Source organism: Moorena producens PAL-8-15-08-1, from assembly GCF_001767235.1.
Classification (GTDB): domain Bacteria; phylum Cyanobacteriota; class Cyanobacteriia; order Cyanobacteriales; family Coleofasciculaceae; genus Moorena; species Moorena producens_A.
In genome coordinates this window covers 6,615,324-6,638,382 of record NZ_CP017599.1, presented here as the reverse complement: position 1 = coordinate 6,638,382, position 23,059 = coordinate 6,615,324, and the positions used below count along the sequence as shown (strand labels likewise).

Here is a 23,059-nt window from a genome sequence, read left to right as displayed (position 1 = left end):
ATATCATCTACTATTCAGTAGTTGGATAGCATGGACTTTTTGTATTGATGCCCTAGTTGACATAGCCATCATATATTATATTCATAATCAGTATGGAAATAAAGATTCTTGGTTAAATCGATATGCTTGGTTTAAGAAAGATAGACTACTACATAAAATTCATCATAGTTATTACAATGATAAATTCATGCACAGCAAGAATTATGCTTTCGTTGGGCTAATTTCAGGTCATCTTATGGATCGGTTATTTGGAACTTATCAACCCATAAAGAACTTCAAAAAAATAGTCTAAAATGAATCCAATAAGGATTAGTGGCTCATGAACAGGATGTAAAATAACCATGCTCAATTTATTTAATTTCTTTGAAAGCCTATTTCCGGCCATAAAGAAAATAATCTGGAAAGCTATATATAATTTCTTGGCTTGGCGATTCCCCACTAGTGAATGGTTCTTTATGAACTATGGCTATGATAATCCTAAAGACGAGCTGAAGCTTTTACCAGAAGATGAAAAAAACCGTTACTTTATTCATCTTTATGCCCACACATTAGGTTCGGTAGAACTTACCGGTAGGGATATCCTAGAAATTGGATCTGGCAGAGGAGGAGGTAGCGAGTGGATTGCACGCACTCAGAATGTCAGCTCAATGACTGGTCTTGATTTATCCGATAGTGCAGTCAATCTCTGTAACAAAAATCATAAAGTTCCCAATTTAGCCTTTAAACAGGGAGATGCTGAACAATTGCCTTTCCCCGACAAATCCTTTGATATCGTATTAAATGTTGAGTCTTGCCATCACTATCCTAACCTTTCGACATTTCTACAGGAAGTTAAAAGGGTGCTCAGACCTGGTGGGTATCTCTGTTTAGCAGACTATCGAGAGCAAGCGGAGCTTGACGAATTCAAGCAACAGCTTTCAGAGTGTGATTTAGAGTTAATACGTTCGACTAATATTACAGGTAACGTCGTCAATGCTCTTAATTTAACTGACCACCTGAAGCTTAGTATTATGCAACGCTATGTGCCTTGGTTTCTACTTGATATGGTAAAAACCTTTGCGAGTGTAAAAGGCACAGAATTATACAACCGATTCGTTGATGGACGAGTAGTATATATCAGTGCAATGTTGCAAAAAAATGCAGCTACTTAGCTTTAGCTCAAGTAAGCTATCAGCTATAGGAAAGGGAGTAGGGAGTAGGAAACAAAAATTATCACAATTCCTATACGGATCCCTAGATAGCGCGGATAGTGTTTTGAAAAAGTCGCCCTGAATAATTTCCGATCGGGCTAGATCAACCATAGGGAGTCGTTAAAGACTACTATTAGACTACTATGATTTTATTCAGGGAAGTTTGACTATAGTTGCTCTATGCCCGCACTGACCACAAAACCTGCCAACCCTAGCTTTCCCCTCACCGCCGTGGTGGGTCAAGAAGCCATTAAACTCGCCCTCCTCCTCGCTGCTATTGACCCTGGATTAGGAGGGGTTGCGATCGCAGGACGCCGTGGCACAGCTAAATCAGTGATGGCACGGGCAATACACACCCTGCTCCCCCCAATTGAAGTGGTTAAGGGTTCCTTGAGTAACTGTACTCCAGAGGAAGCGTTACAGGAACAGTTACAGGAACAGTTACAGGAACAGTTACAGGAACAGTTACAGGTTGACGGTTCTCCAGATACCGAAATCATCCCAGCTCCCTTCATCCAAATTCCTCTAGGAGTAACCGAGGACCGACTCCTGGGTTCAGTGGATGTGGAACAATCTGTCAAACAAGGGGAACCTGTCTTTCAACCAGGATTACTAGCCCAAGCTCATCGGGGTGTGTTGTATGTGGATGACATTAACCTCCTTGATGACCAAATTGCTAACCAGCTACTGAGTGTTTTAACGGAAGGGCGGAACCTAATTGAGCGAGAAGGGATTAGTTTCCAACATCCCTGCAAACCAATTTTAATTGCCACCTACAATCCCGATGAGGGACCATTACGGGAACATTTATTGGACAGAATTGCCATTACCCTCTCTGCTGACGGTGTTTTGGCCTTAGAGCAACGGGTGGAGGCAGTAGAACAAGCGATCGCATACGCTAACTCTCCCCAGCACTTTCTGGAGGAATACCAGGAGGATCTCGATACCCTTAAGACGGATATTATTCTAGCGCGAGAGTGGCTCAAGGATGTTGAGATTACCCATGACCAAATTACCTATCTGGTCAATGAAGCCATCCGAGGTGGTGTCCAAGGTCATCGGGCAGAACTGTTTGCCGTTCGAGTTGCAAAAGCTGCAGCAGCCTTAGATGGTCGTCAGACAGTGAATTCCGAGGATTTGCGTCGGGCGGTGGAATTGGTAATTGTCCCCCGTGCGACTATGGTAGAAACACCACCAGAAGAAGCTCCACAACCACCTCCTCCCCCACCCCCACAAGATCAATCTCAGGAAGAGCAAGACCAAGAGGAAGACAAGGAGGACGACAATGACTCAGAGGAGCAAGAACAGGAAGCTCCGAATATCCCGGAAGAGTTTCTGTTTGACCCAGAAGGGGTGATCCTTGACCCTAGTGTGCTCTACTTTGCTCAGATGGCACAACGGCAAGGTAAGTCCGGAAACCGTAGCATTATCTTTTCAGAAGACCGGGGTCGGTATGTCAAACCGATACTACCGAAGGGGAAAGTAAGGCGGATTGCTGTAGATGCCACCCTCAGAGCTGCTGCACCCTATCAAAAAGCTCGTAGGCAACGTCATCCTAACCGTCGGGTTATTATCGAACAAGGGGATTTACGATCCAAGCGGTTAGCCCGAAGAGCTGGCTCCTTGGTCGTTTTTGTAGTAGATGCGTCAGGGTCTATGGCTCTAAACCGGATGCAATCTGCAAAAGGAGCAGTGATGCAGCTTCTGACGGAAGCTTATGAAAACCGTGACCAAGTCTCCCTGATTCCCTTCCGGGGAGAACAAGCCGATGTGCTGTTACCCCCTACCCGTTCCATTGCTTTAGCAAAGCGGCGTTTGGAGCGATTACCTTGTGGTGGCGGTTCCCCTTTAGCTCATGGATTAACTCAGGCGGTGCATGTGGGGATGAATGCTCAATTGTCTGGGGATATTGGTCAAGTGGTAATTGTGGCAATTACTGATGGTCGGGGCAATATTCCCTTAGCTCGTTCCTTGGGAGAACCTCTACCAGAAGGGGAAAAGCCAGATATTAAAGGGGAATTGTTGGAAATTGCCGCTCGCATTCGAGCTAATGGGGTTCAATTATTAGTAATTGATACCGAGAGTAAGTTTGTGTCTACTGGTTTTGCTAAGGAATTGGCCAAACAAGCAGGTGGTAAGTATTATCATTTACCTAAAGCTACTGATAAAGCGATCGCAGCTATGACTAAGAATGCGATCGCTGATATGACATCTAGGTAAAGAAGGTTGACTATTGGGCGTTGCTGAATTAAGGAATGAATGCGCGATTATCTGGTTTTATTAAAGCCCCCGTGGGTCCCCCAACTTTGCGCTGCATCAAGACAAGGAAAGCGCACCGGGGGGGACCTTAAGAGTTTTGTTCCCCCCAGAATTGGGGGGCTAGGGGGGCGTGCGCCATACCCATAATCAGCAACGCCGACTATTGAATACTGTTGACTGTTGACTGTCTAGATTTAATCTAGTTATAGCAGTTTTTAAGCTAGTAAGGTACTTTTTTTTGCTTTTAGGGAGCAGGGAGCATTTATTTACTAAATTCGTAAGAGGAAAGATCTAAAAAGTTAAGTTTTGTGTACCTCATTAGGATAAAAACCGCTATCTTTTTATTTTGTCACTATCCTAAAAGCAGTACAAGCAATAAAACAACTATGAGATCTAGAATTAAATTTTTGAGCTTTATATTATTAGCAGCAGTAGTCTTCGGGTTAACGCTAGAGTTAGCTACTAATACTTATAGTGTAGAAGCAAGAACTAGAAGGGTTTGTGTAGGTGGACTATGTCGGGAGATTTACGTTCCAGACGTAAATGTTCCAGGCATAAATGATATAAAACGTGAAATACAAAATTGTTTCAGTGGTGGATGCGATCCAGGTAGACTGATTGATATAGGAATTCCTGTTGAAGAAATATGGGGGGAGGCTGGTAGAGGAGCTTATCGCGCTGCTGCTGAATGGATGAGAACAAACAATAGAAGAGGTCGTTCCTTAGACAACTTCCAGAAGCGATATCTACGGCCTCATTTTGGAGATTTGGTTAGCCGTGTTAGAGTTACCTACAATGCTAACTTGCTAGATGAATGGTCAGCTTTTGGGTATACAATTAGTAAAGGCTCTGAAGCTCAAACTTATTGCAACCAAATTTATGTTAACGATTCCTATAGATCGGGTGATGCTAATCAACTTGTTTTACTAGCTCATGAGCTTATTCATTCCCAGCAGTGTCAACGTCACGGTGGTCACTCTGGTTTTGGTTATCATTATTTTAAAGAATATAAGAAGGCTAACCAAAATTACAGAAACAATAAGTTAGAACAAGAGGCTTTCACTTTTGAGGATCAGTTTGCAGGGTGGATAGGTGTACAGGTAGCTGTTGGGGGCATCCTTAGTGATTATCATTCTGGTTGTAACAGCTTAGGAAAATCACGTTCACCAGATTGCGTTGCAGCGATTCACCGATATTGCTATAAAAACAATCGTGGAAGCGCAGGATTAACTCAAGAAGTTGGAGCTGGTGTTTTTGGAGTAGCCTGTTTTAACCCTAGATGGTATGGGGATGTTTCTGTTAATACTCTTCGTAGTTATCACCAAGGATGTGACAACTTAGGAAAATCACAAGCTCCAGAATGCGTTGCAGCGATCCACCGATATTGCTTTGAGAAACATGGTGCAGGGGCAGGATTAAGCCAAGAAGTTGGGGCTGGTGTTTTTGGAGTAGCCTGTTTTAACCCTACATGGTATGGCGATGTTTCTGTTAATACTCTTCGTAGTTATCACCAAGGATGTGACAACTTAGGAAAATCACAAGCTCCAGAATGCGTTGCAGCGATGCACCGATATTGCTTTGAGAAACGTGCTGCAGGGGCAGGATTAAGCCAAGAAGTTGGGGCTGGTGTTTTTGGAGTAGCCTGTTTTAACCCTAAATGGTATGGGGATGTTGCTCCAGTACTCACAAGCTAATATAGATAAAATGCAAAAACCATGGTAGCGATTGCTCTTTGAGATACTTCTAAGTACTCCTCAACTAGAAAACAATTGATCAATACCCCCAGTAAAAGTTGGCGAGGGAATAAATAAGCGATCGCTACTGTTGGGGATTTTAGGAACTGCGATCGCTTGCCTTAAAATGATTTTTCGATCTACTGATCCTGTTTGCCTCCTTCAATTAACAGCCTGGAAAGCCCATTGTTCCCTTACCGCCCTTTGCTTCTATCCCCTCAGTACTTACCAAGCAAGACCAATAAAACCTGGTTTCTCGTGACAATTCAAAGGGTGAAATCGCTGTAATTACCGTCAATAATAGGGTTTGGGGCATAAGTGCTAAACTTGATAGAATTTGCGCAAAAGATGACCAACTCTTGAATCAACAACAACCATGAAACGCCGAAAATTTTTTAGTAACGCTGCGATTGGTGCAGCCAGTACAGCTGCCTTAGCAGCCTGTAATCAAGCTAGTACAGGACCCGTTGCTCAATCCGGCAGTCAGCCTATGGTTCGATGGAAAATGGTGACCAGCTGGCCAAAATCCCTGGATACTATCTACGGGGGAGCTGATACTGTCTGTAAGCGGGTCAGTGCAATGACCAATGGGCGTTTCCAGATTACCCCCTTTGCTGCTGGTGAAATTGTACCAGGATTAGAGGTTCTAGATGCCGTCCAACAAGGAACCGTTGAGTGTGGTCATACCGCTAGTTACTACTACGTTGGCAAAAATCCTGCCCTAGCATTCGGCACTAGTGTACCCTTTGGTCTAACCGCTCCACAACAAAATGCCTGGTTGTATCACGGTGGTGGCTTGGAATTGCTCCAGGAACTCTATGCTGACTTTGGCGTGATTAATTTTCCAGCAGGTAACACCAGTACTCAGCTGGGAGGTTGGTTCAAGAAACAAATTAATTCTCTAGCTGACCTGAAGGGATTAAAAATGCGTATCCCTGGATTGGGAGGTAAAGTGATGGAGCGCTTGGGGGTGAATGTCCAAGTATTACCTGGGGGTGAAATTTTCCTTGCCCTAGACCGGGGAGCCATTGATGCTGCTGAATGGGTTGGTCCCTATGATGATGAGAAGCTGGGCTTGTACAAAGCAGCTAAGTTCTATTATTATCCCGGCTGGTGGGAACCCGGACCAACCCTAGAGGTACAGGTTAATAAAAAAGCTTGGGATAAGTTGCCCAAGGAGTATCAGGAAATCTTTAAAGATGCCGCCAGATACGCCAATATCAACATGGCGGCTCAGTATGATGCGTTGAATGGAGCGGCATTGGAACGCTTGATTAAAGCGGGTGCTAAGTTGACTCCTTACTCTCAAGACATTTTGCAGGCGGCTGAGAAAGCATCATTCGATTTATTTGAGGAAGATGCTAGCAAAGATCCCAAGTTTAAGAAAGTTTATGAACAGTGGAAGGGGTTTCGCAAGCAAATTTACAAGTGGCATGGCACAAATGAATTGAGTTTTGCTAATTTTGCTTTTTCTAGGAGCTAGAGTGCTATCGCCATCTTAAATTATCTTTTAAGTGCTAATTTTGCCTTTGATTGGGAACCAGCCAGTTAACCTAAACAATGTCGATTAGGGAATTTTTACCAAATTTTATCGATGAGGGGTGACACCCCTCGCTACATTTGTTATATTGAGATCAGTAGATAGATGCACCCTGATGACCTAGAGAGTCTTGAAGACGGCTCTCTTATTTTTTTGGGAAAAATTCAAACCTGAACATACCTAGGGTCAGCTGGTTAGTATTTTTATCTATGAGGGGTGACACCCATCGCTAAATTTGTTATATTGAGATCAGTAGATAGATGCACCCTGATGACCTAGAGAGTCTTGAAGACGGCTCTCTTATTTTTTTGGGAAAAATTCAAACCTGAACATACCTGAACATACCTAGGGTCAGCTCCATGGTAATTTTTACCATGAGGGGTGACACCCCTCGCTACATTTGTTATATTGAGATCAGTAGATAGATACACCCTGATGACCTAGAGAGTCTTGAAGACGGCTCTCTTATTTTTTTTTGGAAAAGCGATTGGTGCTTTCCCAGCAAATAAAAAAGCGCTCCCTTTTTGGAGAGCGCTGTTAGGGGGTACCTTTGTACTCCCCTAGGGGTGATGAGATTAAACTCTTATTAGCCGTTGATCGCTGGAGCAGTCAAAGCTACAGGAGTAGCTTCAGCCGCAGCTAGGTCTAGAGGGAAGTTGTGAGCGTTACGCTCGTGCATTACTTCGAAACCTAGGTTGGCACGGTTTAGTACGTCAGCCCAGGTGTTGATCACGTGACCTTGTGAGTCGATGATGCTCTGGTTGAAGTTGAAACCGTTGAGGTTAAATGCCATGGTGCTGATGCCCAGTGCAGTAAACCAGATGCCGATTACAGGCCATGCACCTAAGAAGAAGTGCAAGGAACGGCTGTTGTTGAAGGAAGCGTATTGGAAGATTAAACGACCGAAGTAGCCGTGAGCTGCCACGATGTTGTAAGTTTCTTCCTCTTGACCGAACTTGTAACCATAGTTCTGAGACTCAGTTTCAGTAGTCTCACGTACTAAGGAGGAGGTTACCAAAGAACCGTGCATTGCACTGAACAAAGAACCACCGAATACACCGGCTACACCTAGCATGTGGAACGGGTGCATTAGGATGTTGTGCTCAGCTTGGAACACGAACATGAAGTTGAAGGTTCCGCTGATACCTAGAGGCATACCATCGGAGAAAGAACCTTGTCCAATTGGGTAGATCAAGAATACGGCGCTAGCAGCTGCAACCGGTGCGCTGTAAGCTACGCAGATCCAAGGACGCATACCTAAGCGGTAGCTCAGTTCCCACTCACGACCCATGTAGGCAAATACACCAATCAGGAAGTGGAACACTACCAACTGGTAAGGACCACCGTTGTAGAGCCACTCATCTAATGAAGCAGCTTCCCAGATTGGGTAGAAGTGTAAGCCAATGGCGTTAGAAGAAGGAACAACAGCACCAGAGATGATGTTGTTGCCATACATCAGAGAACCAGCAACGGGCTCGCGGATACCATCGATGTCCACAGGAGGAGCAGCGATGAAAGCAATGATGAAGCAGGTGGTAGCAGCTAGCAGGGTTGGGATCATTAATACACCAAACCAACCTACATAGAGGCGGTTGTTGGTGGAGGTGACCCAATTGCAGAACTGAGACCACACAGAGGTGTTGCTCTGTTGTAATACAGTAGTCATGTTCTTATGATTGCGGGTATGAATATGTATTTATCGAGGTTCGTAAGGCTTGTGTTTGCCTTCATGTATATATATTAAGTAATATATTTAGTTTTGTAAAGGGTTTTGGGAGTAATTTACCCTCAGGTTATTAAATACTGTAAATAAGTGAGACTTATATTACGTAAGTATTGACAAAGTAATATTAAGGTGTTATTAGCAAACAAAAATAGTGATCGCGTTTGGCCGTAGGCCAAGGTCAATCGCTACCAGATCAAATGCGTACGCTACCAGCACTTCTCCGATTACCCGATTGGTTTTTCCGATTAATGATCAAACCACCCAATAAGTTTGAATACACTCGCAATACCACTCAAAACTAGCTTTAGGAATACGCTGTTGGGTTGGGTAATCAATCTAAGTAATGCCAAACCGGCGATCATATCCCCAATACCACTCAAAGTTATCGATCACACTCCAAACAAAAAAGCGCTCCCCAAAAAGAGAGCGCTTTTTTTATTCAAGTAGATTATGCCAAGTTGAAATTAGCCGTTGATCGCTGGAGCAGTCAAAGCTACAGGAGTAGCTTCAGCCGCAGCTAGGTCTAGAGGGAAGTTGTGAGCGTTACGCTCGTGCATTACTTCGAAACCTAGGTTGGCACGGTTTAGTACGTCAGCCCAGGTGTTGATCACGTGACCTTGTGAGTCGATGATGCTCTGGTTGAAGTTGAAACCGTTGAGGTTAAATGCCATGGTGCTGATGCCCAGTGCAGTAAACCAGATGCCGATTACAGGCCATGCACCTAAGAAGAAGTGCAAGGAACGGCTGTTGTTGAAGGAAGCGTATTGGAAGATTAAACGACCGAAGTAGCCGTGAGCTGCCACGATGTTGTAAGTTTCTTCCTCTTGACCGAACTTGTAACCATAGTTCTGAGACTCAGTTTCAGTAGTCTCACGTACTAAGGAGGAGGTTACCAAAGAACCGTGCATTGCACTGAACAAAGAACCACCGAATACACCGGCTACACCTAGCATGTGGAACGGGTGCATTAGGATGTTGTGCTCAGCTTGGAACACGAACATGAAGTTGAAGGTTCCGCTGATACCTAGAGGCATACCATCGGAGAAAGAACCTTGTCCAATTGGGTAGATCAAGAATACGGCGCTAGCAGCTGCAACCGGTGCGCTGTAAGCTACGCAGATCCAAGGACGCATACCTAAGCGGTAGCTCAGTTCCCACTCACGACCCATGTAGGCAAATACACCAATCAGGAAGTGGAACACTACCAACTGGTAAGGACCACCGTTGTAGAGCCACTCATCTAATGAAGCAGCTTCCCAGATTGGGTAGAAGTGTAAGCCAATGGCGTTAGAAGAAGGAACAACAGCACCAGAGATGATGTTGTTGCCATACATCAGAGAACCAGCAACGGGCTCGCGGATACCATCGATGTCCACAGGAGGAGCAGCGATGAAAGCAATGATGAAGCAGGTGGTAGCAGCTAGCAGGGTTGGGATCATTAATACACCAAACCAACCTACATAGAGGCGGTTGTTGGTGGAGGTGACCCAATTGCAGAACTGAGACCACACAGAGGTGTTGCTCTGTTGTAATACAGTAGTCATGTTCTTATGATTGCGGGTATGAATATGAAGTTATCGAGGTTCGTCCGGCTTGTGTGCGCCTTCATGTATATATATTAAGTAATATATTTAGTTTTGTAAAGGGTTTCCCGAGTAATTTACCCTCAGGTTATTAAATACTGTAAATAAGTAAAAATTATATTAGATAAGTATTGACAAAATAATATTAAGGTGATAATAAAAACAAAAATAGCGATTGACCTTGGCCTACGGCCAAACGCGTACGCCACTAGGACTTCCCCATAAAGTTTTTCCGATTAATTATTCAACCACAGTTAAAAGGCTCTTGACCAAGAAGCAATGACTAATCACAGACAAACAAAAAAGCGCTCCCCAAAAAGAGAGCGCTTTTTTTATTCAAGTAGATTATGCCAAGTTGAAATTAGCCGTTGATCGCTGGAGCAGTCAAAGCTACAGGAGTAGCTTCAGCCGCAGCTAGGTCTAGAGGGAAGTTGTGAGCGTTACGCTCGTGCATTACTTCGAAACCTAGGTTGGCACGGTTTAGTACGTCAGCCCAGGTGTTGATCACGTGACCTTGTGAGTCGATGATGCTCTGGTTGAAGTTGAAACCGTTGAGGTTAAATGCCATGGTGCTGATGCCCAGTGCAGTAAACCAGATGCCGATTACAGGCCATGCACCTAAGAAGAAGTGCAAGGAACGGCTGTTGTTGAAGGAAGCGTATTGGAAGATTAAACGACCGAAGTAGCCGTGAGCTGCCACGATGTTGTAAGTTTCTTCCTCTTGACCGAACTTGTAACCATAGTTCTGAGACTCAGTTTCAGTAGTCTCACGTACTAAGGAGGAGGTTACCAAAGAACCGTGCATTGCACTGAACAAAGAACCACCGAATACACCGGCTACACCTAGCATGTGGAACGGGTGCATTAGGATGTTGTGCTCAGCTTGGAACACGAACATGAAGTTGAAGGTTCCGCTGATACCTAGAGGCATACCATCGGAGAAAGAACCTTGTCCAATTGGGTAGATCAAGAATACGGCGCTAGCAGCTGCAACCGGTGCGCTGTAAGCTACGCAGATCCAAGGACGCATACCTAAGCGGTAGCTCAGTTCCCACTCACGACCCATGTAGGCAAATACACCAATCAGGAAGTGGAACACTACCAACTGGTAAGGACCACCGTTGTAGAGCCACTCATCTAATGAAGCAGCTTCCCAGATTGGGTAGAAGTGTAAGCCAATGGCGTTAGAAGAAGGAACAACAGCACCAGAGATGATGTTGTTGCCATACATCAGAGAACCAGCAACGGGCTCGCGGATACCATCGATGTCCACAGGAGGAGCAGCGATGAAAGCAATGATGAAGCAGGTGGTAGCAGCTAGCAGGGTTGGGATCATTAATACACCAAACCAACCTACATAGAGGCGGTTGTTGGTGGAGGTGACCCAATTGCAGAACTGAGACCACACAGAGGTGTTGCTCTGTTGTAATACAGTAGTCATGTTCTTATGATTGCGGGTATGAATATGAAGTTATCGAGGTTCGTCCGGCTTGTGTGCGCCTTCATGTATTTATATTAAGTAATATATTTAGTTTTGTAAAGGGTTTCCCGAGTAATTTCCCCTCAGGTTATTAAATACTGTAAATAAGTGAGACTTATATTACGTAAGTATTGACAAATAAATAGTAGTGTTATATTGAGCGACAATAGTCAAAAAAAATAGCGTTCGCGTTCGCGAAGCGTGGCCTTTTGGCCAAGGTCAATCCCATAAAACTAAAGGCGCTCCACGGAACGCCTCTATATATATAGTCTGAGATATAGAGCTTGAGCCTAGTTCTTGCGGTAACTCCTAACTGAGACACCAACTCAAGACTCAGCACTCAACACTGAGCACTAAAAAAACCTCAACCAGGAGGCCACTTCATTTGGCGTTGACCCAAGATGTGCAAATGCAGGTGATCAACCGTTTGACCACCATCAGCACCATTATTAATCACCAGTCGATAGCCATTGGTCAAACCGACTTGCTCAGCAACTTGCTTAGCCGTTAACAACAGGTGTCCCATCAGAGCTTCATCTTCAGACTCAGCTGCTGCCAGTTGAGGAATGGGCTTCTTGGGAATTACCAGAATATGAACTGGTGCCTGAGGGTTAATATCCTTGAAGGCAAGGGCTAAATCGTCTTCATAAACAATATCCGCTGGAATTTCTCGGCGGATAATCTTGCTAAAGATGGTTTCGCTCATAGCAGCTGCCATTACTATGTTTACTAGATCAGATGCAATTGTGACACAAAATGTCAGCTAGCTATAGCATTGTTATTGGAGTTGTGAACATAGTCGCGCTTGGGAAAGGCAAAAGGCAAGAGGCAAGAGGCAAGAGGGAAGAGGGAAGAAAGTAGATCGAGATTTTTGGTAATGGAAACAACTGTTATCCTTTTTTACAATTCATTTATAAATGCTATATAAGTCTGGGAGGGCGAAGCATTTAGACATAAAATATAAGGTTTAAGCCATGAATTACTGTCTGACGGTTTCGCTTCTAGCTTTCCTTTCTATTCTGCGTATACTTTACGGGGGGTTTATAAAAAAAACTGGCCTAATTAATCATTAGGTTGTATAGCGGTTTTAAATTTGTAACTCACCTAATTTAAAACCGCTATAAATTGAGTTATGGTTTAATTGATAGTGTTAAAAATAACTACCAAAATCATTTAGCCCCTACACTTATAGGGAGGGGCTAATGCCCTCAATCTAATGTTCCATTCGTATTGGTGGAGTCATCATAATCGGTCCTGTTCTATAAATTGGTATGGTCTTGGGTTTAGGAAAAGGTATGGGCCGTGGATGTTCAAAAACAGGAGGTGTTGGTTGGGGTATTGGGCGTGGACATTTGGGAAAAGGTTCTGGGTGTTCAGGCATAGGAACTGCCGTAGGTGCTGGACACAGAATGTATGGTGTTTGGGGAGTCGGACCACATCCACCCTGAACCATAGTATCTTGCTGATCTAGATCATTGAGAAAGGTTTCCTCATCGGATAACAACTCAAAACCGATGGGTAACTCAGAAATTTCCATTATTAGTTTTCCTCCATAGGAGTGTGACGGATGACTTTCTTCAAGATTTCTGTAAGTCTACAAATTCTGTTTTAGATAAAAATATCAGTTTCGTCTCGCCAAAATGGCAAGTTTTTAGTGGAAAACTAGAGTATCAATAGATAAAGAGCAATGGGATAACTGCTGAAACTATAACAGCCTGATTATTGCTTGTTAACTGTTGAGTGTTGATTGTTCTACGGTTAGGCACAAGACTTGCCCCTACTATCGGTTAATGTCTCAAGGGTAAACAACAAACATTTTCTCTTTAAGTCGTGCATCTACTGATCATCTACTAATATTGTGCAACCACTATCATCTGAAACGATTTCCTCATATCTATTGGATATAGGGCTGTGTACTCCGTCAGACCTAGAATCTATCCAGGTGAAATCGGCTGCCCCTGCTAAGAATTTCAATTTACTGGTGAGCTTTTCAGATCATCGTCAGCTACTGGTTAAGCAGGAAAGACCCCATAATGGTGGTATTATAAATCATGAATTTTTCAATGAGTGGCAATTTCATCGCTGGCTGCAGCAGTTTCCGGAGCAGCACTGTATAGCTTCATCAGTTTCCCAGATCCTTCATTTTGATCCCGATCATTGCATCCTGGTCTACAACTATCTAAATAACTATCTCGACCTGTTTAGTTTCTACTATCAAAACCAAGTTTTCCCTGAAGCGATCGCAACTGATATCGGAACAGTTTTAGCCAACCTCCATCGTGTTACCTTCAATCAACCAGAATGTCGTAATTTTCTAGACCAGGTACCAAAGGGGACATCTGCCTATCGCTTTGGCAATCCAGCTAAAGGAATCGGACGGCTTAGCCCAGAAATGTTTGGCTCAATCCCTAACAATGCCTTAAAGTTCTTTGTCCTCTATCAACGTTACCCTAGTCTGGGAAATGCGATCGCAGATTTGGAAACTGACTGGCATCCGAGTTGCCTAACCCACAATGACTTAAAATTGAACAACATTTTGGTTCATAGAGACTGGGAGCAATTCTCAACATCTTCACCACCGGATCAGAGCATGGTGCGACTGATTGATTGGGAACGTTGTGCCTGGGGAGATCCAGCCTTTGACCTTGGAAGCATAATCGCCAGCTACCTGGGAATCTGGTTAAGTAGCTTAGTAGTAGACCCCACGATTAAATTAGAAGAATCCTTGGGTCTAGCAGTGACTCCTTTACAAGTGCTTCAACCCTCCATCGCTGCTCTAACCCAAGCCTATCTTACCGCTTTTCCCGGGATTGAGTCGGCTCGTCCCAACTGGCTTAAACGAGTAGTTCAGTTTACCGGTTTGGCACTGATTTACCAAATTCAGGCAATGATTTACTATCAGAAATCCTTTGATAATACTGGAATCTGTATGCTCCAGGTTGCCAAAAGTCTACTCTGCCGACCACAACAATCTGTGCCAACAGTTTTTGGGATCTCAGAATCACAACTGATATCAAATCCGGTAATCCCCTAGAAAAGGGTTTTGAAGATACCTGTGAATTGTCAATTGAAAACTGCTATTTAGACCTCATCTAATTTTAATTTAAATTACGATGCTATTCGACAACCCTTTTCCCAATCAACAGCAAGCAGCTCTGGAAGATATTGTTAAAAACATTGAAATCCAGTCCAATTTTTGTATCAACCATCCCAACTATCAACCCTTCACCATAGCTGATGAAACAGTAGCCCGCTTTCAGCAACTCCCTCAAGACATACAGCATAAGTATCTCAGCTTACTGCTGAGAAATTTCCTCTACGGCATTTATTACAATGGCTATCTGCGCACTCCCCTGGCACTTCACACCAATTCAGCCGATATAGCACCCCATCAAAACTTAGAGAACAATACCCTGCTGGGAATAGACCTAGATTTTTACCAACAACTCCACGCCAAAAATCAAGGCACAGGCTACTTTGATGCCAATTGGCAGGTAATCTCAGAAGAAAGCGATGGTTCAATAGCCGTCACCAAAGGTAGTTTGACTATGCATATTGAACGGGAGATTCATCTCAAATCTGAAGAAAAATATGCTTCCATCGGCAGTATTGTTGCCATACGGATGCCCAAAAATTTGATGCAAAACGGCTTTTATGTAGCAGTGGGTAATGTTGGTCAAGAGCGACAGGGCAATGGTGATATCGATTCTAAAACAGGGCGAATCTATTTTAATCTGACACCAGATGGAGCCATTGCTGTCATGGATAGCATGACAAAATATTTGAATGCAGCAGCAATTCCTTTCACATTTAAAGTTCTATACAATCCATCGGAATACAAACGCCATGACTGCGGAGTACTCTACTTTGAGCGCTGTGATTCTGAAGTGGTCTTTGGGGTGATGCAAACCATATATCTACCAAACCGCTGCCATTTTCGCCCAGAAGTGCCTTTATTCACCAAGTTTTTGGCACCGGGATTGAGTTTTGCCGAAGAACCAACCAAAAAATTTACCTCTCAAGAAAGTTTTGGCATGAACCGCTGCCAAATTGTAGCGAATGGTTTAATGCAGGCTTGGCAAAACGGTAATAACACTCCAGAGGAGCGCCTCAACGCCATCCGCCAACAATTTTCTGAGTTAGGAATTGAATGGGAACGTCCTTACCTCAATCATGACTAAAGCTGCCCACAGCAAATTATGGGGAAGGGAGGGAACAGAGGGAAGTTTGAAAAGCTTACACAATTGCTCCTACAGATGGTATGGGGGTCAGACTCGTAGTTAATTCGCCCACAGTAGCAAAAACAGGACTTAGGCAAAACTGGGCAACAAACGCGCTTATGTAAGCTAATAAGCATTTAAATTTCCCCTCGATCCACTTGTGCAAAAGCTGGTGTCTCATCTCCCCATCTCCCCATCTCCCCATCTCCCCATCTCCCTATCAGCGCGCCTCTTCACAATTTAAATACATTAAATACAATTTAAATGTGTGACAGCTTAGTAGAGTCCGAAGCGAGACCCTACAGGTATAGTCCCTAGGTAAGTCCTAAAAATCTATAGCGCTATACAAAATTAGTCCACCTAGATGGAGTTGCTTGGTGTAGCCCAAAGCTTTAGCCTTAGGCCATTAGACTGAGTGATACTCGCTGCCACCATCCAAGTCATCAGTCTCAAGACGGATGTGGCAATTGACCTCAGGTATATTTAGCGTCTTTAAGAAAAATTCATCAAAAATTTTTAGCTCTGTCAGGATTTTATGAAAAACTCGTGAAAGTTGTATTAGTCATTCATCCGGGATTACACAGAACATTAATTGCTCAACGTCACTGCTGACAAATGAGTAATACTAAATGGTTAATTATATGGTAACAAGATAAAAATATAAATGGTGATTTTTTATCCATTTTTTATTTTTACTGTAGGTTAATTAACCCTGTGAAGTCTACCTATTACTCCGTCAATAATTAAGTGAGAGGTAACCTTTTTTTTCTAATAGGAACATTTCAGCCATGCATTAGGGTTGACTAATTAATCGTTTTAGAAAAAAACAGTACGTTAAAGTAACCCTTGCGCCAAAATTTAAATAGTAATCAAAAGTCGAGACTTGCCTCAATCAAGGGCAGAGAATACGTAGGTTTAGGTACGGTTAAAACCTAGGGTGTTCATAGGATTGCGAAACTTTCTACACAATTCCTACATAGTTTAAATCTACTCTATAAAAAGTGACGAGTTAATCGACATTATAATTCCTAGTTCATCATGATGCAGTCAAGGTTAAAAACTTCTAGCCAGGCAGGGTTAATCAATGAAGCTGCTGTAGTGCAGTTACCGATCCGCATGAGCAGACTCGAAGCAATAAAATTTCAAGAAACCTGTGATCAGCTTCTTCAAAAACCTTATTGTCCTAAACTGATCATTGCCGACTTGAGTCAGACAGATTTTATCGATAGTAGCGGCATTGGTGCCTTAGTAAGGAATCACAAAATCACTCAGGAAAACGGAGTTTCACTAATACTAAGGGGTATAAATCCTCCAGTTATGGCTGTATTGGTCATGACTGGGCTAGACAAAAAATTAATTCTAGACCCCTCATATAACCCGACAACAATAGCTGTCAATTGGTCAAAGGCTAAGTTACCCACAACTCACCCATCTACACGCTCTTGGGCTAAGCGATGCTTAGATATACTGGGGGGAATAGTAGGTTTAGGAATTACGGCCATATTATTTATTCCCATTGCGATCGCAATTAAACTCGATAGTCCTGGCCCAATCTTCTTTAGTCAAATTCGCTGTGGTTGGATGGGTAAGGGATTTCGGATCTGGAAATTCCGCTCGATGTATACTGATGCGGAAGCCCAGAAAGATAGCGTTCAAAATCAATCTAAGGATGCCAAGATATTCAAAAACGAAAATGACCCTAGAATCACCAGGGTGGGTCGGTTTTTGAGGAAAACTAGTTTGGATGAACTACCCCAGTTCTGGAATGTCATTAAAGGTGAAATGAGTTTGGTGGGTACTAGACCACCGGTACCTAAGGAAGTGGACATCTATGAGGTTCCAGAGTGGCAACGGTTGAATGTTAAACCTGGAATGACTGGAGAGTGGCAGGTGCATGGGCGATCGCAAGTTCGGGATTTTGCAGATATCATTAAACTGGATTTACGCTACCAACGAAACTGGAGCTTAATGTATGACCTTAAGCTCATTATAAAAACCTTTTTTATCTTGTTGTCGAAAAATAATGGAGCCGTTTAGTATGAAAAAAACTCGGTAAAATTCCGGATATAAATTAAATATAATGGTAAATAGATAAGAGTATTCTCTAGGAATAGGTTTTCCAGTAAACAAGCATGAAAGTTGCCCTAGTTCATGATTATCTAACGCAAAAAGGTGGAGCAGAACGGGTATTTGAACTGCTTTGTAAGCGCTTCCCTAGTGCTGATGTATTCACATCCTTGTATGATGCCCAGAACACCATTGACCTAGGTGAGCGCCTAGTGCATACCACCGGACTTCAGAACATTCCAGGGTCAACGAAATACTTCAGACTCTTGGCTCCGTTTTACTATCCAGCTTTTCGAGCCTTGGATTTAGAAAATTACGATTTGATTATCAGTAGTTGTTCAAGCTTCGCAAAGGCGGTCAAGAAAAAATTAGGAGCCAAGCATGTGTGCTTTTGCCACAATGTCACCCGTTTTTTGTGGGATACGCAAACTTACCTCAAGGAGTATGGAGAATATAGAGCGTTTTCTCCTGTAATTGATCAAGTCTTCCAGTTGATCAGAAAAGTAGACCTGGACTATGCCCAGGAGCCAGACCTTTACATTGCTAACTCGACCACTGTCGCTCGGCGTATCCAGAATATTTATGGTAAGCCAGCCATGACAGTGAACTATCCAATTAATAGCCATAAATTTGTGTTTTCCGACCAAAAGGAAGACTTTTACCTAGTATCATCTCGTTTACTGGGTTACAAGCGTATCGATCTGATTATCGAGGCGTTTAATTGGCTAGGTTGGCCTTTATTAATATCTGGTGATGGTCCAGAGCGAGAGCGTCTAGAATCTAAAGCCTTGGACAATATTCGATTCTTGGGATACGTCAGCGATAGACAGCGTTGTCATTTGATGGCAAAAGCTCGTGGGGTGATCGTGGCGGCTTTAGAAGATTACGGTTTAGTGCCAATCGAAGCCAACGCCAGTGGTACCCCAGTAATTGCCTATGGTGCAGGTGGTGTTTTGGATACTCAGATACCAGGGACCACAGGGGTGTTTTTTAAACGGCAAACACCAGAAGCACTCCAAGCTGCACTACTTGAGGCTAGGGAAATTCCCTGGAATTATGCCAAAATCCGAGACCATGCCCTGAGTCATTTCACTGAAGACGTTTTCTTTAACACAGTTGGGCAAATTATTGATAAAACCGTCAGGGGACAGCCTGTCAATGTGAGCTATTCCTTACCCCATTCAGCCAAGGTTCCCACTTTAGCTAGGTGACAGGATAGTGGCTGGGCTGATTTTAGATTTTAGATTTTGGATTTTGGATTTTTTCGTTGATTTCCTGGGATTTATACGAGTCGATAGTCCAAAATCATCAGATAAAATCTGGTGGACTAATCAATATAGTCCTGCTCGGGTGACTGGTAATGGGTAATAGATAATATCAGATCCGGTTGACTACTTCTTTTTATACCCTTTATCTAAAAGGGATGCAACCTATGATTGTCGGTTCATTGGTAATGGGTAATGAGTAATGGGTAATCAGACTCCAATTCCTAAGTCCCTATTACCAAAAGGTAGGTAAAATTTGTTGCAGGTATCCTGGATAATTTTACTGCTAAGAGATTGGTCATATTTCAACAACCAATTTTCAAGGGTTAATAGTTAATTTTAAATTAACTTTTTTTAAATAAAAAAATACAAAACCCTAGGGAAGATTAAGAACGTGATTAACAGGATTTTATCTAAACCGATTACTAATCATCCCAGGACTAGTTTAGACTTGATTCACTGGACTTGATATCAATTAAAAATCCAATCCAAACTTGTCAATCATTAATCTAAAATCCCATGAAGGAACTTGATTTAAACGCAGCAGCTGAAACAGATGCAGGGTATGGCCAACTGTTGGCAGTTTTGTGGCGCAGACGCTTGTGGATTATAAGTGTACTGTTGACAAGCTTGCCGATTGCCTTCTATCTCACTATCAAGAAAGAGCCGAATTATATCAGCTCTCTACAGCTGTTGGTGGAGCCTAATTATATAGATAAAACACGAGGAATAGAGAGTCAGTTTACTGAGTCCACTGTTGATATCGATTATGCTACTCAGTTACAGCTGATGGGTAGTTCTGAATTGATTCAACGAGCAGTGGATTTGCTTCGTGATGACTACCCAGATATCACAATCCGTGATATTAGAGGCTCCTTAAGATTAGCTCAAGTACTGCAGGGTAAAACTGAAACTAAGGTATTTCAAGCGGTCTACACCAGCAATGACCGGATTAAAACTCAAAAAGTACTGCAAGCTATTCAAAAGGTTTATCAAGATTACAACCTAGAGCAGCAGGAAATGCGCTTGAATAAAGGTCTTGCTTTTATCAATCAGCAGTTGCCAAAAGCTCGTAAGGATCTTGAGCAAGCTGAACAACAGCTAGAGCAATTTCGCAAGAGCAAAAACCTGATTGATCCCTCACAACAAGCTGTAGCTGTCAGTCAAACTCTGAATGGGATTGAACAGGAGCGCCGAGCCATCCGCGCTCAGTACATGGAAACTCAGACTCGCTACGAGGCTGTTCAGCAAAAACTGGCTCGTTCACCGCAAAATGCCTTGACCTCGTCCCGCTTGAGTCAATCTGGGCGTTATCAAAATTTGCTCAATGAAATCCAAAGAATAGAACTGGCTTTGGTGGAGCAAAGTCGGATTTATACTGAAGCTCATCCTAGTATTCAAAAATTAATTGAACAGCGTCAGAGTGTGTTTGCGCTCTTGCAGGAAGAAACCAGACGGGTTTTAGGGCAAGTTCCGACTCAACTGGTTAGCACTGGAAGTAACCTCCTGACAGAAGGACAGCTCGGTGGTGTGGATATCAATCTGGTCAACGAACTGATCACCTCGCAAATTAATCTAGTCAGTCTACAGACTCGTGATCAAGCCCTGATCAAAACAGAGCAGGAAATCCGTATCCAACTCAGGGAATTCCCAGCTCTGATTGCTCAGTACAATCGTCTACAACCGCAAGTAGCAATTAAACAAAATACTCTGCAGCAGCTACTACAAGCACGGCAGGAGTTAAGCATCGAATTGGCTCGGGGAGGATTTAACTGGCAAGTTGTAGAAGCACCTTTACCGGGCTTCAAGACCGGTCCTAATATGACCCAAGACCTATTATTGGGTGCAGTGGTTGGGTTATTTCTGGGTGGTGTAGCTGCCTTTGTGCGGGAAGCCATGGACGATGGAATTCATAGCTCTGATGATCTGAAAAATCAAGTGGCTCTACCCTTGCTAGGTATGATTCCAGAGTTACCGGAGGGTAAAATCAGTAAACCTGTTCTGAATCTTAGCTTGAGCCAGTCCGAGAGAGCACTTCCGATGATGGAACTGTTAGGATGGCGACCATTTCAGGAAGCACTGGACATGATTTATGTGAATATCCAGTTGCTCAATCCTGGTTCTGAGTGGAAATCCCTGATGGTTACCTCAGCGCTTTCTGGTGAGGGCAAGTCAACTCTGGCGTTGGGTTTAGCCTTAAGTGCTGCTCGTTTACATCGACGAGTACTGCTAATTGATGTAGATATGCGCCGTCCGAGGTTGCACCAACAACTTGGCCTCTCCAATTACGAAGGACTTTCTACTTTATTGGAAGATGATACTGCTTTATTAGAAGATGATACTGCTACACCCAACCCAGTTAGTATCTCACCTTTGGGGTCAACCATTGATGTTTTGACTGCTGGACCAACCCCAATTGACCCAGTTAAGCTGTTGGGTTCTAAACGGATGAAGAACTTAATGGCAGAGTTTCAAGAGACCTATGATCTGGTGTTGCTGGATACTCCCCCAGTGTTAGGTATGGTGGATGCACTCCAAGCAGCATCGTTGTGCCAAGGTGTGGTGATGGTAGGACGCCTAGAGCGAGTTACTCAATCTCAACTGACCCAGGCTACTGCTATACTCAGGAATTTAAACCTGATTGGAATCATTGCTAACGGGGTGAAAAGTTCTAATCAGAACTACGCTTACTATGGTTCGCGAAACAGCCATGGTGCTATTGAACAAAACCAACCTGTATCTGATCTTCAAGTCTCTCCACAACTAGAGCGTCAGTTCAGCAATCATGTCAAGTCTCGTTGATTTTTTTGGTTAATTGGTAATTGTTAATTGTTAAGTAACCATTCAGCCGTCAGCCGTCAGCCGTCAGCCGTTGGCCGTTAGCCTATGCGCTACTTGAGGTGCCGTCAGCCGTCAGCTGACGTAACTCAGCATTATTCCAATGCTTACCTGTTTTATTCAAAAGCCGCTGATCGCGCACGCGTGCGCGTAGCGCTAATCGCTGATCGCTTACGTTTCAAGTTTCAATTGACGAAAACCTGAGAGTGATAGGTATTAAACCTGAGACGATCTAACCTTTGACTTTTGATTTCCATAAAATGGAGTAACCATTTATGACGACTTCCAGAATCATACTAACAACCTCCAAAATCTCAATCCTAGATATCGATGATGAGGCAGAGTCAGCAGTTAGTTCTTTGCCTCCCTGCAAGCTGAAGTGGCGACAGAAACAGTTGTGGGTACTACCTCTCCAGAAGAATGAACAGCATTATCTACCTCCGTTGGAAAGTAAGTCTTGGTTAAGTAATTGCTTGCAACGGTCGTCGGTAGGGCTGGTTTGTATCGACCCCAATCTGGGTGAAACAGGGTTAAGACTTTGGACAAATGCCTGTGAGCAAGCGAAGAAGAAAGCTGTTTTAAGGGTACCGTTCAACTCAGAATTGTCTAGTAGGGACAAACTATTGCGATCGCGACTGAGGCGGGTGATGGATTCGAGTTTAGCTGCTCTATTGCTACTGATTCTGAGTCCAGTGCTCCTGGGATTGATTTTGCTGATAGCGATTGTAACACCCGGACCAGTCTTTTCTCGGCAATTGCGGGCTGGAGAACGGGGTAAGTTGTTCCAAGTGATTAAATTTCGCACTGAAGCTATACACAAAGGCCAAGTCACGTCTAAGATGACACATTTTGGAAAGTGGCTGCGTCAATATTGTCTGGATGGACTACCGCAGTTAGTGAATGTACTAAGGGGTGAGATGAGTTTAGTCGGACCACGTCCTTGGAAACTGGATGAGGTGATTCGGATGACCCAGGAGGAGCGGCGACAGCTGAGGTTGTTGCCAGGAATGATCAGGCTTCACCAGGAAGATATGCGATCGCATGTGTTGGGTTCTCAAAGTACTCAAGTGCTGTAATTCCGGATTTGTTAATTTGTTAATTTTTGAGGTATCAATTTTAATTAACAATTAACAATTTTGATTTGCCTTTGTGTTCATC

16 protein-coding genes and 1 pseudogene are annotated in these 23,059 nt (G+C 43.4%); 10 read left to right on the top strand and 7 right to left on the bottom strand.

Annotation, left to right across the window (positions count from 1 at the left end):
* Positions 1-341: 341 nt before the first annotated feature.
* The 4 genes from BJP34_RS24310 to BJP34_RS24295 all read left to right on the top strand — a co-directional run bounded on the left by BJP34_RS24310 (position 342) and on the right by BJP34_RS24295 (position 6,665).
* Complete coding sequence (locus BJP34_RS24310) at positions 342-1,151, top strand: class I SAM-dependent methyltransferase (protein ID WP_070394569.1); 810 nt, start codon at positions 342-344, stop codon at positions 1,149-1,151.
* A gap of 219 nt (positions 1,152-1,370) precedes the next feature.
* Positions 1,371-3,410: a magnesium chelatase ATPase subunit D gene (gene bchD, locus BJP34_RS24305; RefSeq protein ID WP_070394568.1), complete on the top strand. Its 2,040-nt coding sequence runs from the start codon at positions 1,371-1,373 to the stop codon at positions 3,408-3,410.
* A 425-nt stretch (positions 3,411-3,835) separates the two neighbouring features.
* On the top strand, positions 3,836-5,143 hold the full coding sequence (locus BJP34_RS24300) for an eCIS core domain-containing protein (RefSeq protein ID WP_070394567.1): 1,308 nt from the start codon (positions 3,836-3,838) through the stop codon (positions 5,141-5,143).
* Positions 5,144-5,558: 415 nt separating this feature from the next.
* Positions 5,559-6,665 carry a TRAP transporter substrate-binding protein gene (locus tag BJP34_RS24295; RefSeq protein WP_070394566.1) on the top strand — a complete coding sequence of 369 codons (1,107 nt, stop codon included), beginning with the start codon at positions 5,559-5,561 and terminating at the stop codon, positions 6,663-6,665.
* A 643-nt stretch (positions 6,666-7,308) separates the two neighbouring features.
* Here BJP34_RS24295 and psbA (BJP34_RS24290) read toward each other — a convergent pair.
* The 6 genes and pseudogenes from psbA (BJP34_RS24290) to BJP34_RS24270 all read right to left on the bottom strand — a co-directional run bounded on the left by psbA (BJP34_RS24290) (position 7,309) and on the right by BJP34_RS24270 (position 13,048).
* On the bottom strand, positions 7,309-8,388 hold the full coding sequence (psbA, locus tag BJP34_RS24290) for a photosystem II q(b) protein (RefSeq protein WP_070393396.1): 1,080 nt from the start codon (positions 8,386-8,388) through the stop codon (positions 7,309-7,311).
* 396 nt (positions 8,389-8,784) lie between these two features.
* Positions 8,785-8,850 (bottom strand): annotated as a pseudogene (locus BJP34_RS47780) (family 1 glycosylhydrolase); the annotation flags it as partial.
* Positions 8,851-8,912: 62 nt separating this feature from the next.
* The gene (psbA, locus tag BJP34_RS24285) at positions 8,913-9,992 is read right to left on the bottom strand and encodes a photosystem II q(b) protein (RefSeq protein WP_070393396.1); all 1,080 of its coding nucleotides are present in this window, start codon (positions 9,990-9,992) and stop codon (positions 8,913-8,915) included.
* A gap of 400 nt (positions 9,993-10,392) precedes the next feature.
* Positions 10,393-11,472, bottom strand: coding sequence for a photosystem II q(b) protein (gene psbA / locus BJP34_RS24280; RefSeq protein ID WP_070393396.1), 1,080 nt, complete (start codon positions 11,470-11,472; stop codon positions 10,393-10,395).
* Between the two features lie 403 nt (positions 11,473-11,875).
* Complete coding sequence (locus tag BJP34_RS24275) at positions 11,876-12,229, bottom strand: histidine triad nucleotide-binding protein (protein ID WP_070394565.1); 354 nt, start codon at positions 12,227-12,229, stop codon at positions 11,876-11,878.
* A 495-nt stretch (positions 12,230-12,724) separates the two neighbouring features.
* Complete coding sequence (locus BJP34_RS24270) at positions 12,725-13,048, bottom strand: hypothetical protein (protein ID WP_070394564.1); 324 nt, start codon at positions 13,046-13,048, stop codon at positions 12,725-12,727.
* A gap of 321 nt (positions 13,049-13,369) precedes the next feature.
* On the opposite strand from BJP34_RS24270, the gene BJP34_RS24265 reads away from it, so the two are divergent.
* Positions 13,370-14,545: a phosphotransferase family protein gene (locus tag BJP34_RS24265; protein WP_229424004.1), complete on the top strand. Its 1,176-nt coding sequence runs from the start codon at positions 13,370-13,372 to the stop codon at positions 14,543-14,545.
* A gap of 79 nt (positions 14,546-14,624) precedes the next feature.
* Positions 14,625-15,692, top strand: a complete 1,068-nt coding sequence (locus tag BJP34_RS24260; RefSeq protein WP_070394563.1) for a T3SS effector HopA1 family protein — start codon at positions 14,625-14,627, stop codon at positions 15,690-15,692.
* A 55-nt stretch (positions 15,693-15,747) separates the two neighbouring features.
* Here the strand turns inward: BJP34_RS24260 and BJP34_RS24255 are convergent, their stop codons facing one another.
* On the bottom strand, positions 15,748-15,936 hold the full coding sequence (locus tag BJP34_RS24255; protein ID WP_070394562.1) for a hypothetical protein: 189 nt from the start codon (positions 15,934-15,936) through the stop codon (positions 15,748-15,750).
* Positions 15,937-16,772: 836 nt separating this feature from the next.
* Here BJP34_RS24255 and BJP34_RS24250 point away from each other — a divergent pair.
* The 4 genes from BJP34_RS24250 (at position 16,773) to hepC (ending at position 22,977) form a co-directional block, all read left to right on the top strand.
* Positions 16,773-17,768 (top strand): sugar transferase, encoded by a 996-nt coding sequence (locus BJP34_RS24250; RefSeq protein ID WP_149031450.1) that lies wholly within the window; start codon positions 16,773-16,775, stop codon positions 17,766-17,768.
* Positions 17,769-17,863: 95 nt separating this feature from the next.
* Complete coding sequence (locus BJP34_RS24245; protein ID WP_070394560.1) at positions 17,864-19,009, top strand: glycosyltransferase; 1,146 nt, start codon at positions 17,864-17,866, stop codon at positions 19,007-19,009.
* A gap of 573 nt (positions 19,010-19,582) precedes the next feature.
* Positions 19,583-21,865 (top strand): GumC family protein, encoded by a 2,283-nt coding sequence (locus BJP34_RS24240; RefSeq protein WP_070394559.1) that lies wholly within the window; start codon positions 19,583-19,585, stop codon positions 21,863-21,865.
* 311 nt (positions 21,866-22,176) lie between these two features.
* On the top strand, positions 22,177-22,977 hold the full coding sequence (gene hepC, locus BJP34_RS24235; protein ID WP_070394558.1) for a heterocyst development glycosyltransferase HepC: 801 nt from the start codon (positions 22,177-22,179) through the stop codon (positions 22,975-22,977).
* The last annotated feature ends 82 nt before the right edge of the window (positions 22,978-23,059 follow it).